Raw genomic sequence first — 14895 nt, forward strand, 5'->3', positions numbered from 1 at the left:
ATCCTTCTCAGGCCGTGCGCTGGCGGAGTGCGCGCACGGCCCCCTTCATCGTCGCGGGGCTGAGCATCGGCAGCAGCAGCACGCCCCGCCGCCACTTCGCGAAGCTGATCTGGGTGCCATAGAGGCAGGCGAGAGCCAGCGATTGAGCGGCCGCCAGCCACAGCAGCCCGTGCCGCCCGCCGGCCCAGGAGAACAGCGCTTCGCCCGCGACGACGCAGAGCAGGGTGCCCAGAACGAAGCTGGCATTGCCCGTCATCTTCAGCACCTCGTCGACGACGCCGCCGGTCGCCTCCGCCAGCGTGCCGAACAGCAGGATCAGCAGCGGCAGGAACGCGCCCGCATAGGATGCGCCGAAGATGCCGACGATCAGCGGCCGCCCGATCGCCAGATAGACCAGGATCGCGAGCAGCACCGCGCCCGATGCCAGCGTGGAGATCATCCGCGCGTTGCGGCTGATCGTCTGCCAGTCGTCGCGCGCGGCGGCGGCGACGATCTGCGGGCGCACGATGAAGCGGATCGCCGCCATCACCGCCGCCACCGCGTTATTGAGGCGCGCCGCGAGACCGAGGACGGCCGCCGCCGCCGGCATCAGCACACCGCCCGCGATCCATGTCGGGATCCAGTAGATCGCCGTCTGCGCCACGCGCGCCACCGCGATGCGGAAGCCGAGCGACATCACCGCGCCGAGTGCTACGGGCGGCGCCTCCGTGCCCGCCGGCCGATCCATTCGCCGAAGCGCCGTGGCGAGCGCCGAACCGGCGATGAGCGCCATAGGTGCGGCGCCGGTGATCGCCGCCGCCAGCAGATGCTCCACCGGTTCGTTGCGGGTGAACAGCAGATAGGGAAACAGGGTGAACAGCAGCGAGATGTTCAGCGCCGGATAGAAGAAGAAGCTGCCGGCGGTCGGCCGTCCGAGCGCCAGCAGGCTCTGCGCGCAAAAGAAGTTGATCGCGTAGCACAGCCACCAGGCCGCCACCCACAGGACGAGGCCCGGTGCGAAGCCGAACGCCTGCGCACCGAGGATGCCGGCGGCGGCGGTCGCCAGGGTCAGCACCGCGAACAGACCGACCGCGCGCAGCATCAGTGGTCGGATCGCCGCTTCGCCGCCGGTGCTGGCGAGGTGCGAGATTTCGCGCACCAGCCCGTCCGGCAGGCCCAGGCCGGCGATGAAGTAGGTGGAGTTCACCCAGCCGAAGATGATGAAATAGGTGCCCGCCGTGGTGGTGCTGGTGTGGCGCGACACCAGCAGCACGAGCGCGAACTGGATGATGATCGCCGAATAGCGCAGGCCGATCGCCGAGACCATCGGGCCGAGCCTGCGCAACGCGGCTATCATTGGCCGCGATCTTCCAGCGAATCGTAGAAGGCCTGCTCCAGATCGAGGAAGTGCTTCTCCCACGTCCAGTCGCGCGAAGCGTAGGCGCGGGCGCGCTGGCCGAGCGCGTGGGCCGCATCGGGATCGCGCAGCAACGCGATGATCGCCTCGCTGATCGCTTCCGGCTCGTCGGCGCTGATCAGCGTGTCGGCAGGTGCGCGGATGCCCTCGTTGGCGACCGCGGTGGCGACCGTCGCCTTGCCGCACGCCATATATTCGATCAGCTTGTTCTGCATTCCGCCGGCGGCGAGCATCGGGTTCACGCAGACCGTGGCGGAGCGGATCATCGCGCCGACATCGGGCACGGTGCCGGTCACCACGATGCCGTCCTTGCCGGCCAGGCGCTGGATTTCCGGCACGGGGTCACGCCCCTGGATGATGAACTCCGCGTCCGGCACGGCGGCGCGGATCGCCGGCCAGCAGCGCTGCACGAACCACAACGCCGCCTGGATGTTCGGCTGATAGAGCATCGAACCGGAGAAGACGACGCGGTTGGGCACCATCTCCTCGCGCGTCGCGGGCTGGAAACGCTCGGTGTCGGTGCCGTGTGCGCCGTAGACCCAATTGTCGATCTCCGGCATGCCCTGCCGCCGACATTCCTCGCGGATCGCGGCGACGTCGGCCGGGCCGATCAGCACCGTCCGGCTGAACTTCCGCCAGATCCGCGCCTCGTAGCGGGCGAGCCGCTTGGCCTCGAAGAAATAGAAGATGCGCTTGGCGAGGTTGGTCTCGTTCTCGAAGATCCGCCGCGCGTTCAGCGTCTGCGAAAGCTGCATCGCCAGGAACGAGCGCCAGCCCTTCGCGGACGACCGCGTCGGATCGGGGATCGCGGGCGAGGTGCGCAGATAATAGCAATAGGCGATGTCATAGTCGCCCGCACCGATGCCCGCTTCCAGATCGGCCGCGAGCTTGGCGTTGTGGAACAGGCCGACCTGGAAGGGGATGCCGGTGAACAGCGCGCGCACCATGCCGAGCAGCATGGCGATCTTGGGCTGGTCGTAGAAGCGCACCGTGCGGCAGGCCTTGTCCAGCCATTCGCGCTGCGCCGGCTCCACCTTGCCGCCGGTGGCGAGCGTGTGGAAATCGACCGTGTGGCCGCGCGCGGCGAGGAAGCTCAGCAGGTGCGAGACGGTCAGCTGGTCGCCGCGCATCATCGGGAAGGGCAGGCGGCTGTAGACGAAGGCGATGCGGAGCGGCCGGGCGGCCGGCTCCACATTCATCTGCTTGGGAAGGCTCGCGCCCATCGCTTATGCTCAGGCGAGGCGGTTGATGTCGACGATGCGCGCGGCGTCCAGCTTGTAGTTGCCGGCGATGCTGCGCGTGTCGATCACGACGTCGTAGGTTTCCGCCTCGATCTCGGCCTGGCTCTTCAGCAGCTTGCGGATGAAGGGCGACCGCGACAGTACGCCGAGATTCTGGCCGACCAGATTGCCGGGCGTGACGTAGGGATCGAAGATCGACAGCTCGTAGCCCGCGGTCAGCAGGTAGCGGGCGATGTCGATGTTGGGGCTTTCGCGCAGATCGTCGCTCTTGTCCTTGAAGGCGAGGCCCAGCATCAGCACCTTGGCGCCATGGGTCAGGCCCTGCGAGCACAGCTCGAACAGGAACTGCTTGTGCGCCTCGTTCGAGACGATCAGCGAGTCGATCAGCCCGGTCGATCCGCCGACGAGGCGGGACATGTGCTGCAGCGCGCGCACGTCCTTGGGCAGGCAGGAGCCGCCGAACGCGCCGCCGGGGCGCAGATAATAAGGCGAGACGTTCAGCTTGGTGTCCGACACGAAGATGCGGTGCACCTCGCTCGCGCTGACGCCCAGCTTGGTGCAGACGCGGCCGATCTCGTTGGCGAAAGCGGTCTTCACGGCGTGGAAGGTGTTGTCCACGAACTTGGTGATCTCGGCCTCGCGATACTTCACGTAGAAGACCGGTGCCTCGATGCCCTCGTTGATCCCGTCGATCGCGGCGCAGCGCTCGCCGGTCTTCGTGCCGACGACGATCTTGGGCGGCGCGAAGAAATCGGCGATGGCGACCGATTCACGCAGGAATTCGGGATTGTAGACCAGCTCGACGCGGTCGGAATCGGTGCCGAGAACGTCGTCGAAGATTGGCTGGATCATCTCCTCGATCGTGCCGGGGCGCACGGTCGAGCGGTAGGCGACCACCGGGCGCGCGTCGGGCGCGTCCTTGAGCTGCAGCGCGATCTGTCGCGAGACCTCGGCGATGAAGCTCATGTTATGCGACCCGTCGACCGCGCTCGGCGTGCCGACGCACACGATGATGAGATCGCTGGAAACGACATCCTTGTCGGCAATGGACACGGCGCTGAGCAGGCCATCCTTCACGCCGGCGGCGGTCAGGTCATCGAGGCCAGGCTCGGTGATCGGCGCCACGCCGGACATGATCTTTGAAACCTTGTCGGGGTTCGGATCGACGCCGATGACGCGGTGGCCCTGGCTCGCCAGGCAGGCCGCTGCGGTTGCGCCCACATAGCCCAATCCGAAAATGGCGATTTGCATGATGTGCCTCCCTGATTGTGCGTAGCAGCAAAATCGACCGCGAGGCAATCGCCGCGGGCGACGCCGCCAGAGTGCCGGTCGATCGAGCTAGATAGGTCCGAATATCGAGGTGAACGGGAATTTCCGCTCCTGCTGCCATGGAGAGGATGTTCGCCGCAAGCGTTCCTCCCGGATATGGCGCCCGCGTCGGGCAAGAAAAAGGGCGCAGCCACCGCTTGTGCGGTGCGACATGCGCCCCTTTAAAGCCAGCCTACTTCTTGGACCAGGGCCACTTGCGGGACGAACTCGGCGCGTCCGGCTGCCCGTAGGAGTAGGAATAGGTGTAATTGTATCCGTAACCATAGCCGTAGCCGATCTTGCGCGCGTCATACTTGGTGAGCAGCGCACCGATGATCGTGATCCCATTGCCGGTGAGGCGACGGACGGCGGTCTTGGCATGGCCATGGTGCGAGCCGTTCGCCTCGACCACGAACAGCGTGGCTTCGGTGGTGGACCCGATCAGCACGGTGTCGGCAAGGCCCAGCACCGGCGGTGCGTCGATAACGACCACGTCGAAGCGTTCGGCAAGCTCGTTGATCAGCTCGGGCAGGCGGGCGCCCGACAGCAGCTCGGCCGGATTCGGCGGCAGCGGGCCGGCGGAGATGAGCGACAGGTTCGGCGTCTCGGTCGGCTGGATCGCCTCGTCGATGCTGCCCATGCGGGCGAGGAGGTTGGAGAAGCCGCGCCCGTTGGGAACGTTCGCCAGGCGGTGCAGCGACGGCTTGCGCAAATCGCCGTCGATCAGCACCACCGAGCGACCGATCTTCGCGAAGTTGCGCGCGATCGCGAAGGCGCTGGTGGATTTGCCTTCGGACTGGCGGGTCGACGTGACCGCCAGAGTGCGCGGCGCGCCGCCCTTGTGGCTCAGCTCGATCGAGGTCCTGAGCGCCGAATAGGCTTCCGACAGCGCCGAGCGCGGATCGGACAGGGCCTCGTCGGGCGTCATCTCCTGGTCGAGCATCGGCGTCGAGTTCAGGAAGGTCAGCCCCAGCTTGGAGTTGACGTCTTCCGGCGTACGCACCGAGTCGTCGAACTTGTCGCGCAGGAGGACGAAGCCTGCCGCCGCCATCATGCCGAGGATCATGGCCAGGGCCAGATTGATCAGCGGCTTGGGCGATACCGGCTTGTCCGGAGTATCGGCGACGTCCACCTGGCTGATGTTGTTCGCAGCCACGCCCGCCTGTGCCGAAACCTCGGCATAGCGCTGCAGCAGGCTGTCATACATCGTCCGGTTGGTGTCCACGGCGCGCTTCAGGATGTTGTATTCGACCGACCGGCTCTGCTCGTTCTGGGTCGAACTCTTCAGCCCGTTGACCTGGCCGCTCAGCGCCTGCTCCTGCTTGAGAGCGGTCGCATACTGTTCCTTGATCGATCCGCGGATCGATGTGGCCAGCGAATTGAGCTGGCGGTCCAGTTCGGCGATGTGCGCCGCGGCCTGCTGCATCTGCGGATAATCGGGCTTATGCCGCTGCAGATCCTGCTGATACGCCGCCTGCGCCTGCGCCTTCAGCTGCGCCAGCTGCATCACCGCCGGGTTGGTCAGCACTTCCTGAAGCTGCATCGGCGGCGTCGCGGCGGCCTGCTCCCAATGCTGCTGAGCCTGCACCCGCGCGGCCTGCGCCTGCGCATAGGCATCGTTGATCTGGACGAGGTTCGAGGTCGTCAGCGAGCGGGGCGTGCCCGTCGTGCTGCCGTCGGTGCTCGATGCGATGCCGCCCGAAACGTCGAGCAGCTGGGCGCTGCGTGCATAATCGAGCAGAGCGCGCTCCGATTGCTCGAGCTTGCTGCGCGTGTCGCTCAGCTGGCTTTCGAGGAAGTTCCTCGCATAGGTCGACGAGCCGAACTTGCGCTTCATGTTGAAGATCATGAAGTCCGCCGCGAAGGCGTTCGCGACGCGCGCCGCGAGCCGCGGATCGGGGCTGGTGAACGAAATGTCCGCCACGCGCGAATTGCGGGGGAGATCGACGCGCAGCCCATCGGACAGCACGTTCAAAATCTGTTCGCGCTTGGTATCGGCCAGGCTCAGCGGACCCGCCGGACGATCCGCCGGCTTTCCGCCCATCTGATGGATGAAGTCGTCATTGGCGTTCAGGTTGAGGTCCTGCATCACCGTGATCGCCATCGCGCGGCTCTGCAGCACGTCCACCTGCGTCTGCAGGAAACGGTCCGCATCCTGCCACGCCGCAGCCGGATCGACCGAATTCTGGTCCGTATTGCCCAGCACGTTGGTCGATTGCTGGTCGATCTGGATGCTGGTGGTCGCCCGGTATTTCGGCGTCATCAGCATGGTGACGCCGAGGCCGATCAGCATAAACACGCCGACGATGGCGGCGATCAGCAGACGGTTCCGGTAGAAGGTGGACCACAAGGCCCGCAAGTTGCGGGAAAGCTCGTCGGATACGGAGCCGCCGTTATCCGGCTCCATCACATCCAGGAGGTCGTCGTCCAGGTCCGGATGCAACGCGATCTGCTTATTCACGAGCCTTCCCCTCTAAACCTTAACGCGTCGCGGCGTAGCTGAACGCCGTCAGCAACGGAGCCGCCGTGAGTACGTCGCGCCAGGCGGCCTTCACATTGGACAGGCCGACGACGATCGTGTCGCTGCCCTTGATTTCGGGATCGGGCGCAAGCCCGCGATTGATCTTGCTGACGTCGAACAGGCCGCCGATGCGTTGCCCGTTGACCATGCGGAACACCGCCACCTGATCGAGCGCGGCGACGCGCGACGTGCCCTTCGCCATGGCGAGCGCATCGAGCAGCGTGGTGCGCCCCTTGATCGCGTAGACGCCCGGTTCCGTCACCGATCCGTTCACGGTCACATGCTGCGAGACCGAGTCGGTGACGATCACCGAGACCTGCGGATTGGTGAGGTAGCGCGTGCTGAGCTTGCTCGAGATTTCTGCGGCGAGTTCGGTCGACGTCTTGTCCTCGGCCGACACCTGGCCGATCAGCGGAAGCAGGACGTTGCCCGCTGCGTCCACCTGGATCGCCGCCGAGGTCAGGTCCGGTTCCTGAAAGACCGTCACCGCAATCGTATCGAGCGGGCCGATCTTGTAATTGTCCGTGCTGTGCTCGGTATTGGGCGGCGGGAACGTGTTGTAGGCCGCGCTGCCCGACGGCAGGGTGGAACGCGTCGCGCAACCGGCGAGGCCGCAGAGAGAAAGCAGTATCAGAGCGGAAAATCCGCCCGCACGCCTTCCAGATACGGATTTTCCGGCACGTGTTTTCTCAAACGGCCGAAATCCAGATTGCATGCCCCACTCCCTCAGCTTGCATGATCGACAATGCTATAGCCGCTCGAGCTTTGCTGCATAGCACAATTTCGTTCGGTTGGCCCATCATAGCACACAACACGGCTCGTTTGGCGAGTCAGTTGATTACCATATCAAAAAAACGGACTTCCCCGTTTGATGAACCCGCCTGCGGACGGGCCTGGAGCTCGATGACCTGATCCGTGCAGTCCGGTGCGGTTGCGAACGCGGCCGTGTCGCGCTTGCCGCTGCCCTGCAACGTCGTGATGGTGGGGCCGTGCGGCATGCAGCGGATCGTCCAGGCGAGGCTTCGCAGGCTGGATGCCGGTCCGGCGCTCGAAACCGTGAGCTGGTGTTCGCCCGGCGTCAGGCGGAGCCACTGGCGCGCCAACGTGCCGCTCGCCGTACCATCGGTGCGAACGAGCAGGGCATCGCCGGGCGCGTTGTCGCGTTTTTCCGCGGATGTTTCCGCGCCGGGAACGGAGCGGAGCGACCATTCGAACGGCGATGCGTAGCTCTGGGCAGTCCTTTCAAACCGGCCGTCATAGAGTGGCTGGTTCGCGCCATGGTTGGCGGCGATCCACAGGTTCCGTGCTTCACCGGCGGCGCCGGCGGAAACCATCGCGGAAAGGACCTGGACGAGTTCGTCGTGCGAAGGCGGATTGGCCGTGCCGGACAGGCCCGCGAGCAGGCTGCCGCGCGCACGCGCGGCATCGGGCGATGCGAGGGTGGGGTCAGCGAAATAGCTCTGTCGCCATGCCGGATTGAGCGCCAGCCTGCGCAGCAGATAGGGGCGCAGCTGCGGATCGGCCGCGCTGCTGTCGATCAGGGCATGGAGTTGCGGCAGATCGGGATTGACGCGAAGGGCTGCGTCCAGACGGTTCGCCGCATTCTCGTAATCCTTGGCCTGCACATAGGCGGCCGCCAGCCAGAGCTGGGTGGGCAGGTCGCGCCAGCCGAGCGCCGCGGCCTGGTTCATCAGCGCGTTGCTGTGCTGCCAGTTGCCCTGTTGCTGCTCCGCCAGCGCAAGCACGCGGAGCGACGCGTCCGAGATCGGCGAGACGGCCAGCGCATTGCGCGCCAATGTCTCCGCTCCGGCGGGATCCCCGTCGGCCAGGCGCTGCTGCGCCGCGGCGGTCGCCGCCGATTGCGAATCCTCGGCGAAATCCGCTGCGGCGAGGTCCTCGTCCGCACTATGCGCGAGAGCCAGCGACAGTTGCAGTGTCGGCCAGGCGAGCAGCAGGCCGACCGCGCAGCCGATGATCTTCGCCTTCCGGCTGGCTGGCCTTTCCTTATGCGTTTTCTTCACGTCGTCACCCGCGGCGGTTCAGGGGGGAGGCTTCCAGGCATCGGCCTGTTCTCGGATACTCGTTCTGCCGGATCACGAGCATGGCCCTCTTTTTTGTCATCGCGTCGCAGCGTCGGCGGTCGCCGGTTGCGGTTCCTGAAGGAAATCGGGCTGCGGCGACACCTTGAACGGGCCTTTCCGCCGGGACCGCATACGCGCGTCGCGAGCGGGGAAAAGCATCGCGTTGAGCTGGCCGAAGGCCGCCAGCAGGATGAAGGTCCGCATCGGATAGTCGGTGATCGAGTGCAGCAGCAGGATGGCGAGGCCGGTGAATCCGACGAGGCGCTGTTGCGCGGCATCGCCGGACAGGCGCGGAAAAACCCGCAGGCCCAGCAGGATGGCGTAGGCAACGATCAGCACGATGCCGGCGACGCCGGTTTCTAGGAACAGCTCCAGATAATCGTTGTGCGCATGGTTCACCCAGGCGGCGTTCACCGAATCGAGATCGGCGAACATGTCGTAGACCGGCACGAACGATCCGACCCCGCTGCCGACCGGCCAGAAGGACTTCGCCGCCGCGATGGTGCCGCGCCACAGCTGCGGGCGCAGATCCTCGCCGACATCCTGGAACCGGTGGAGCGCGTGGGCGCCGATCGGTGTCCAGATCAGCAACGCGGCGGCGATCACGGCGACCGCGCCGATCGTTGCCGAGCCAATCCATATGGTGCGGCTTGCGATATTGCCCGAATGGATCACGAAGGCGACGACGATCACCACGGGCAGGATCGCGAGCGCCGTGCGCGACTGGGTGGCGATAATGCCGACCGTGAAGAACAGCACCGCGCAGAGCAGGATCAGGCGTCGGCGATCATGTCGGAAGGGAAGCGTTTCCGCGATCCGCGCGCACATCGGAATGGCGAGCAGGAGGAGATCCGCCTGATGGTTCCGGTTGGCGAAGAGGCCGACCGGCAGCCCGAAATGCACGAAGGAGAAGAGGTAGAACCGGCCGGTCGCGACTTGGAACACACCCAGCAGAAGGCTGCAGAAGGCCAGGCCGACGACCAGCATCATCAACTGGTCGCGTTTGCGCGTGCCAAGCTGCAGCGTGGCGACGAACGCCGCGATCGGCACGATCAGGGCGAGACCCCGCATCGCCGCCTGTTCGGGATCGAGCGCGATCGGCCGCGCCTGATCGCCTTGCCCGATCAGCTGCGAGATGGTGTCGGGTACGGCCCGGCCCGGCAGGGATCGCCAGATCGAAGCGGGCAGGGGGATCAGCTGGATAAACGGCACCAGCGCCACACAGGCCGCGAAAACCAAGGCGGATTTGGCGTGATCGGGATATTTGCCGTCGACGATCCCGATCATCGCGATCCCCAGGACGGCGCAGCCGATCAGTTCGACCAGCATCGAGATGTTCGGCGCGGTCACTCCGCCGCCGAGCAGGCCGCTGGCAAGCAGGAGCAGCGCCGTGAGTGCGAACGTCAACTGGGATCGAGTCATCGCGTCTGAGAGTCCGTTCACTGCCGGTCGTACGGTTGTCGGCTGACCCCCCGGCCTGCAATCCGCCGCACCGTCATGGGCTGAAGACCATGTGGTTTCGCGATGAGATGTCGGGCGCCGGCGGCCCCTTCATCCTCTCGGTCTGCGGTCGAGTGCCAGACGGCGAGGAGATTGTCCAACCGGCTCGTTATTTTCAAGGCCGGCGCATCTATCCGGCATGGCGGACAGGGTGCTGCCTCACCTTGCCGGTGCGGACGGGCTGGCGCCGGGCGGCCGCGAGGGCTAATGGGTGGGACGGAGATTGTCATGCGCCTGCCCCTCATTCTTGCATCGGTGGCCGTCATCGTCCTCGGCACCGCTACCAGCACCGCTGCGTTCGCGCAGATGAACGACCTGCCGCGTGAGCCGGTCGATCCCCGCGACAAATATGATCCAAACCCGCCGTCCCCTCCCAATCCGAATCGGCTCAATCCGCGCACGGGCGTGCAAAACGCGCCGGACGGACCGGATAATGGGGGCGCGAATCCGGCTGTCGCTGCCAGCGTGCAGCCGGTGCCGGGAGGGGCCGATACGCTGGAATCCATGGGCGGCATGGCGATTTACACGCCGCCATCCCTGGATACTGGATCGACGGAGCCGTTATCGCTGCCCGGAATGGATATTTACACGCCGCCCTCCGCCGATTCTGCGACGGGTGCGGCAACCAGTTATCCGGCCTGGTGGCCGCAATAAAAGTCGGACGGATGCGCAGCACGATGTGTGGACTTGCTGGTGCGTCTCTTCTCGCCTCATTGAAGAAGCCATTGTAAATCGCGACGGATTGGTCCTTAAACGAGACAGGATTCGCGCTTGATCGGTTGCTGCGTTGCGGCAACTGGCGCAAAACCCATTGCACGGTTTATAACAAGTTCACCGAATCGGTAGCCGCGTGCAGAGCGAAGGGGAAACTCTCATGACGGAGAGGGCCAGTGGCCTGCCATGGTCGGAAAGCGGGCGTCTCACCCGATATTCCGATCTTCTCCCAAGACGATCCGGTCTGCGCCTGCGGCTTCAGATTATGCTGATGGTCATCGATTCCATCGCATTGGCTCTGGGCGTGGTGGCGGCGAACCGGATCTGGCTGGGAAGCGACTGGAGCCTCTATAATCTCGGCATCGCCGGTGCGCTCGTGCCGCTGTACCTCATCGCGGGCATCAACAACGCTGCATTCAGTGCCGACGCGCTGCCGTCGATGCGGCTGGGTGCCTATCGTGCGTTTCGCGCGATTCTGCTCGCCGCGTCAGGCGTCGTCCTGACCGCATTCTTCCTTAAGGCGGGCGAGCACATCTCGCGCGTCACGGTGCTGCTCGGCAGCGCGATGTCGATGATGCTGCTGATCGCGGCGCGATCGGCCTTCCATTACTGGACGCGCCGCCGGTTCGGCACCGCACTCCACAGCAACGTGGTCATTCGGGACGGCTGCTCGTTCGATGCGCCGCCGGGCGCTTTCGTGGTGGATGCAGCCGAAATCGATATCCGTTGCGATCTTCGTGATCCGCTGATGCTCGATCGCATCGGCAAGCTGCTCAAGCCGGCGGACCGCGTGCTGGTCGCCTGTTCGGAGGAACGGCGCCGCGACTGGGCGATGGTGCTGAAGGGGGCGAACATCCGCGGGGAGGTGCTGAGCGCCGAACTGGGAGTGCTCGGCCCGATCGGCATAGGCAGCTTCGGCGACAGCGCGACCGTCATCGTCTCGGCCGGCTCCCTCGATCTGCGCCAGCGGATCGTGAAGCGTGCTCTGGATCTCGCGATCGGCGTGACGGCTCTGATCGTGCTGGCGCCGTTCCTTTTGATCGTGGCGCTTGCGGTAAAGCTCGACAGTCCGGGCGCAGTGCTGTTCGTGCAGGATCGCGTGGGGCGCGGCAACCGCCTGTTCGGCATGTATAAATTTCGCAGCATGCGGTCTGACGCGTGCGATTCGAAGGCCAGCAAGCTGACGACGCGCGGCGATGCACGCGTGACGAAGGTCGGGCGCTTCATCCGCGCGACCAGCATCGACGAGCTGCCGCAGATCTTCAACATCATCAAGGGTGACATGAGCTTCGTCGGGCCGCGCCCGCACGCCCTGGGCGCTCTGGCCGGCGATCTGCTGTATTGGGAAGTCGACGAGCGCTATTGGCACCGTCATTCCTGCAAGCCCGGCCTTACCGGACTGGCGCAGGTTCGGGGCTTCCGCGGCAACACCTATCGCGAGATCGATCTGACCAACCGTCTGCAGGCCGATCTGCAATATGTGTCGGGCTGGTCGATCTGGCGGGACGTCTCGATCCTGCTCGCCACGCTCCGTGTCGTGGTGCACCGCAACGCCTATTGATGCGTCGGCGGCTTAATCCACCGTCGCCATGAACCAGCGTTCGCGCCCCTCCAGTCCGATCGCGGTCAGTCGGCCGGACGCATAGGCCCCCGTGTCCAGCCCGATGCGGTTGGTGCGTTCTTCCACCTCGGTGTTGATCGAGTGGCCGTGCACGATCATCGCGCCATGCTTCTTCTTGCTTTCGAGAAAATCCTCGCGGATCCACAGGCGATCCTCGTCGATCTGCTTGTCGAGCGGAACGCCGGGCCGGATGCCGGCATGGACGAAATAATAATCGCCCATGCGCAGGTTCGGCCTCATCCGCCCGAGCCAGGCGCGCGCGGCGGCGGGGACGGCACGCCGGGCGGCGTCCAAGATGTCCTCCTGCGATCCACCTTCCAGCACGCTTTCCGCGACACCCCAGGATCGCAGGGCCGCCTTGCCGCCAAAGCCCAGCCAATTGCGCAGCAGATCGCCCTTGCCGTCGAGCACGTCGAGCATCACCGCCTCATGATTGCCCATGATCGCGATTGTTCGCGCCCACGGCACTCCGGCGCGTGCCCGGTCCACGACCCCGCTCGAATCGGGGCCGCGATCGATCAGGTCGCCCAGCAGGATCAGCGTCACCTCTGCCGCGGGTCGAGCCGCGTTATCCTGCCGGATGGACTCGATCAGGCGATCGAACAGATCGAGGCGCCCATGGACGTCTCCGACGGCGTAGACGCGATGGCCTGGCGGCAGGGACGGCTCGAACGACGATTTCAACCAACCGAACATTGCTGACGGGAATTCCTTGCGGGATATGCTGCGGCAATCGCACCGGCGGGTTGCGCGCAGCCCTGGACCTTCGCTTGAATCCCCCAATGATGCGGTGAAGTCAAAGTCGTTTATCTGTCCGGCGTCGGATTTTGACGCCGCAACACAGTGCCGCCAGAAATTTTTTCCCCTCGATGGAACCTTCGGGGCGGTCGATGATTTCTGGCCGCTGCTGCGGATTGCGTCCGTTGCAATTCAGTGCGGTCCACATGTCGTTAGCGCTTGATCGCGCAGGGCTTTGTGTGGCATTGCACTGCGGTATCGGTTCAGAAGGAGGAAAGGTTATGGGGATTCGCACTATCTCGATCGCGTTCGCCGCTGCAGCTTTGATCGGCACGTCGTCGATGGCTGCGGCTCCTGTCATGCCGTCGGCGGCGCAGCTTTCGCTGGCGCCCGTGGCTGGCACCAACCTTGGCTCGACGGCCCGTCTGGGCACCGTCAAGTCGAACCGCAGCAGCTCGATCACGGGCGGCGGCGCGGTGATCGGCGTTCTGGCGGCCGCGGCCGTCGTCGGTGGCGTGGTTGCCGCCACCAGCAATGGTCATTCCTCGACCAGCCCGTGATTCGACGCTGACTCAGCGTTGAGAACATGAAGCGCGGCCTCTTGGTCGCGCTTTTTGTTTGGGTATCATGGCTTGTCCGGTTTTGCGTTCGGGCGGGGCATCGTCGCTGCGCTAGGCGAAGCGCGCGGCGGGAATGGAATCTGAGAATCTAGGGATGGTTCGCGCGCCGGTTCAGGCCAGATCGAACAATTCGTCCATCTTGAGATCGAGGCGTTCAATCTGCGCGCGGACGCGCGGCCATTCGTCCCTGAGGAATTTCTCGCGCGCCTGCCGGTGCAGCTTGGACGAGGCGCCCTCGGCCACGAACATGCCGACACCGCGCCGCACCACGACAAGCCCGTCATCCTGAAAGCTTTGATAGGCCTTGGCGACGGTCAGCGGATTGGCGCCATGTTCGGCCGCCAGAGCGCGAACGGACGGCAACGGATCCCCATCCCGGTATCGCCCTTCGAGAATCGCGTCGGCGATCACGTCGCGCAGGCGGATGTAGACGGGGCGATCATCGTTGGCCATGGTGCCATGCTGTAGTAATACGGCACGGCGGGTCAAGCGGCTTTGCGCTTTAGAAGCGCGAAACGATACTATCGTCGGACGGACGGGGGCGCTCGGTCGGCTCCTCGGCCAGCGACCCGAAGAACATGAAACCCGCGATCTTCGCGCCCGAATATCCGAGCCCGGCCGCGACCGACGGAGAATAAGCGGCCCAGCCGGTCAGCCAACTGCCGACGAAACCTTCCGCATGGGCGGCAACCAGCATCATTGTGCAGGCGGCGCCCGCCGACAGTTCCTGTTCCCAGACAGGGATCTTGGCGCCGGCATCTGGCGCCGAGACGACTGCCACAAGCGTGGGCGCCTGCTTGGCGAACTGGTCGATCGCGGCGACATCGGGCCGGTCCTCGGCGCCATGCTCACTGCGCCACGCCTGCTGCAGCATCGCGGCAAAGGCGTCGCGACGGTCCTCGCCGATCACCACGAAGCGCCACGGCGCGAGTTTGCCATGATCGGGCACGCGCATCGCTGCGGCGAGGATGCGCGCAAGCTGTGCCTCGTCCGGCCCCGGCGCGATCATGTCGCGCGGCTTTCCCGACCGGCGGGTGGCGACGAGCGTGGCGGGCGAGGTGCGGTCGTTGAGCATGGCCGCGCGACTAGCAGGCGCCGTTCGATGCGTCGATAACACAGTCGATAACAATGGGACGCAATATCGTTTCGCGCCTC

13 protein-coding genes are annotated in these 14895 nt (G+C 65.4%); 3 read left to right on the forward strand and 10 right to left on the reverse strand.

All coding sequences use genetic code 11. The features are described 5' to 3' along the window. Positions 1-7 precede the first annotated feature (7 nt). The 7 genes from QGN17_RS00895 to QGN17_RS00925 all read right to left on the reverse strand — a co-directional run bounded on the left by QGN17_RS00895 (position 8) and on the right by QGN17_RS00925 (position 9954). Positions 8-1324, reverse strand: a complete 1317-nt coding sequence (locus QGN17_RS00895) for a lipopolysaccharide biosynthesis protein (protein ID WP_281042633.1) — start codon at positions 1322-1324, stop codon at positions 8-10. Between the two features lie 8 nt (positions 1325-1332). Next, complete coding sequence (locus QGN17_RS00900) at positions 1333-2619, reverse strand: glycosyltransferase (RefSeq protein WP_281042634.1); 1287 nt, start codon at positions 2617-2619, stop codon at positions 1333-1335. A gap of 9 nt (positions 2620-2628) precedes the next feature. Then, a complete protein-coding gene (locus QGN17_RS00905) occupies positions 2629-3888 on the reverse strand; it encodes a nucleotide sugar dehydrogenase (protein WP_281042635.1) in 1260 nt (419 codons plus the stop codon). Positions 3889-4138: 250 nt separating this feature from the next. After that, a complete protein-coding gene (locus QGN17_RS00910) occupies positions 4139-6406 on the reverse strand; it encodes a GumC family protein (RefSeq protein ID WP_281042636.1) in 2268 nt (755 codons plus the stop codon). Between the two features lie 19 nt (positions 6407-6425). Beyond that, positions 6426-7181: a polysaccharide biosynthesis/export family protein gene (locus tag QGN17_RS00915; protein WP_281042637.1), complete on the reverse strand. Its 756-nt coding sequence runs from the start codon at positions 7179-7181 to the stop codon at positions 6426-6428. A 115-nt stretch (positions 7182-7296) separates the two neighbouring features. Further along, complete coding sequence (locus QGN17_RS00920; RefSeq protein ID WP_281042638.1) at positions 7297-8487, reverse strand: hypothetical protein; 1191 nt, start codon at positions 8485-8487, stop codon at positions 7297-7299. 96 nt (positions 8488-8583) lie between these two features. Next, positions 8584-9954 carry an O-antigen ligase family protein gene (locus QGN17_RS00925; protein WP_281042639.1) on the reverse strand — a complete coding sequence of 457 codons (1371 nt, stop codon included), beginning with the start codon at positions 9952-9954 and terminating at the stop codon, positions 8584-8586. A 321-nt stretch (positions 9955-10275) separates the two neighbouring features. Between QGN17_RS00925 and QGN17_RS00930 the strand changes: the two genes are divergently transcribed. Together QGN17_RS00930 and QGN17_RS00935 are read left to right on the forward strand one after the other, a co-directional pair. Beyond that, on the forward strand, positions 10276-10701 hold the full coding sequence (locus QGN17_RS00930) for a hypothetical protein (RefSeq protein WP_281042640.1): 426 nt from the start codon (positions 10276-10278) through the stop codon (positions 10699-10701). A 331-nt stretch (positions 10702-11032) separates the two neighbouring features. Next, the gene (locus QGN17_RS00935) at positions 11033-12322 is read left to right on the forward strand and encodes a sugar transferase (RefSeq protein WP_281042641.1); all 1290 of its coding nucleotides are present in this window, start codon (positions 11033-11035) and stop codon (positions 12320-12322) included. Positions 12323-12334: 12 nt separating this feature from the next. On the opposite strand, the gene QGN17_RS00940 is transcribed toward QGN17_RS00935, so the two are convergent. Beyond that, the gene (locus QGN17_RS00940) at positions 12335-13078 is read right to left on the reverse strand and encodes a metallophosphoesterase (protein ID WP_281042642.1); all 744 of its coding nucleotides are present in this window, start codon (positions 13076-13078) and stop codon (positions 12335-12337) included. A gap of 323 nt (positions 13079-13401) precedes the next feature. Here QGN17_RS00940 and QGN17_RS00945 point away from each other — a divergent pair, with 323 nt between their 5' ends. Next, positions 13402-13680 carry a hypothetical protein gene (locus QGN17_RS00945; RefSeq protein WP_281042643.1) on the forward strand — a complete coding sequence of 93 codons (279 nt, stop codon included), beginning with the start codon at positions 13402-13404 and terminating at the stop codon, positions 13678-13680. A 171-nt stretch (positions 13681-13851) separates the two neighbouring features. Here the strand turns inward: QGN17_RS00945 and QGN17_RS00950 are convergent, their stop codons facing one another. Then, on the reverse strand, positions 13852-14193 hold the full coding sequence (locus tag QGN17_RS00950; protein WP_281042644.1) for a GntR family transcriptional regulator: 342 nt from the start codon (positions 14191-14193) through the stop codon (positions 13852-13854). Between the two features lie 49 nt (positions 14194-14242). After that, positions 14243-14815, reverse strand: coding sequence for a nitroreductase family protein (locus QGN17_RS00955; RefSeq protein WP_281042645.1), 573 nt, complete (start codon positions 14813-14815; stop codon positions 14243-14245). Between the last annotated feature and the right edge of the window lie 80 nt (positions 14816-14895).

It is taken from the genome of Sphingomonas oryzagri (assembly GCF_029906645.1).
Lineage (GTDB): Bacteria > Pseudomonadota > Alphaproteobacteria > Sphingomonadales > Sphingomonadaceae > Solisphingomonas > Solisphingomonas oryzagri.

What these genes read in the sequence shown, in the direction of transcription:
- QGN17_RS00935 (WP_281042641.1), top strand. Translation starts at nt 11,033, where the DNA reads ATGGTCATCGATTCCATCGCATTGGCTCTGGGCGTGGTGGCGGCGAAC.
- QGN17_RS00940 (WP_281042642.1), bottom strand. Translation starts at nt 13,078, where the DNA reads ATGTTCGGTTGGTTGAAATCGTCGTTCGAGCCGTCCCTGCCGCCAGGC.
- QGN17_RS00930 (WP_281042640.1), top strand. Translation starts at nt 10,276, where the DNA reads ATGCGCCTGCCCCTCATTCTTGCATCGGTGGCCGTCATCGTCCTCGGC.
- QGN17_RS00955 (WP_281042645.1), bottom strand. Translation starts at nt 14,815, where the DNA reads ATGCTCAACGACCGCACCTCGCCCGCCACGCTCGTCGCCACCCGCCGG.
- QGN17_RS00915 (WP_281042637.1), bottom strand. Translation starts at nt 7,181, where the DNA reads ATGCAATCTGGATTTCGGCCGTTTGAGAAAACACGTGCCGGAAAATCC.
- QGN17_RS00900 (WP_281042634.1), bottom strand. Translation starts at nt 2,619, where the DNA reads ATGGGCGCGAGCCTTCCCAAGCAGATGAATGTGGAGCCGGCCGCCCGG.
- QGN17_RS00950 (WP_281042644.1), bottom strand. Translation starts at nt 14,193, where the DNA reads ATGGCCAACGATGATCGCCCCGTCTACATCCGCCTGCGCGACGTGATC.
- QGN17_RS00945 (WP_281042643.1), top strand. Translation starts at nt 13,402, where the DNA reads ATGGGGATTCGCACTATCTCGATCGCGTTCGCCGCTGCAGCTTTGATC.
- QGN17_RS00905 (WP_281042635.1), bottom strand. Translation starts at nt 3,888, where the DNA reads ATGCAAATCGCCATTTTCGGATTGGGCTATGTGGGCGCAACCGCAGCG.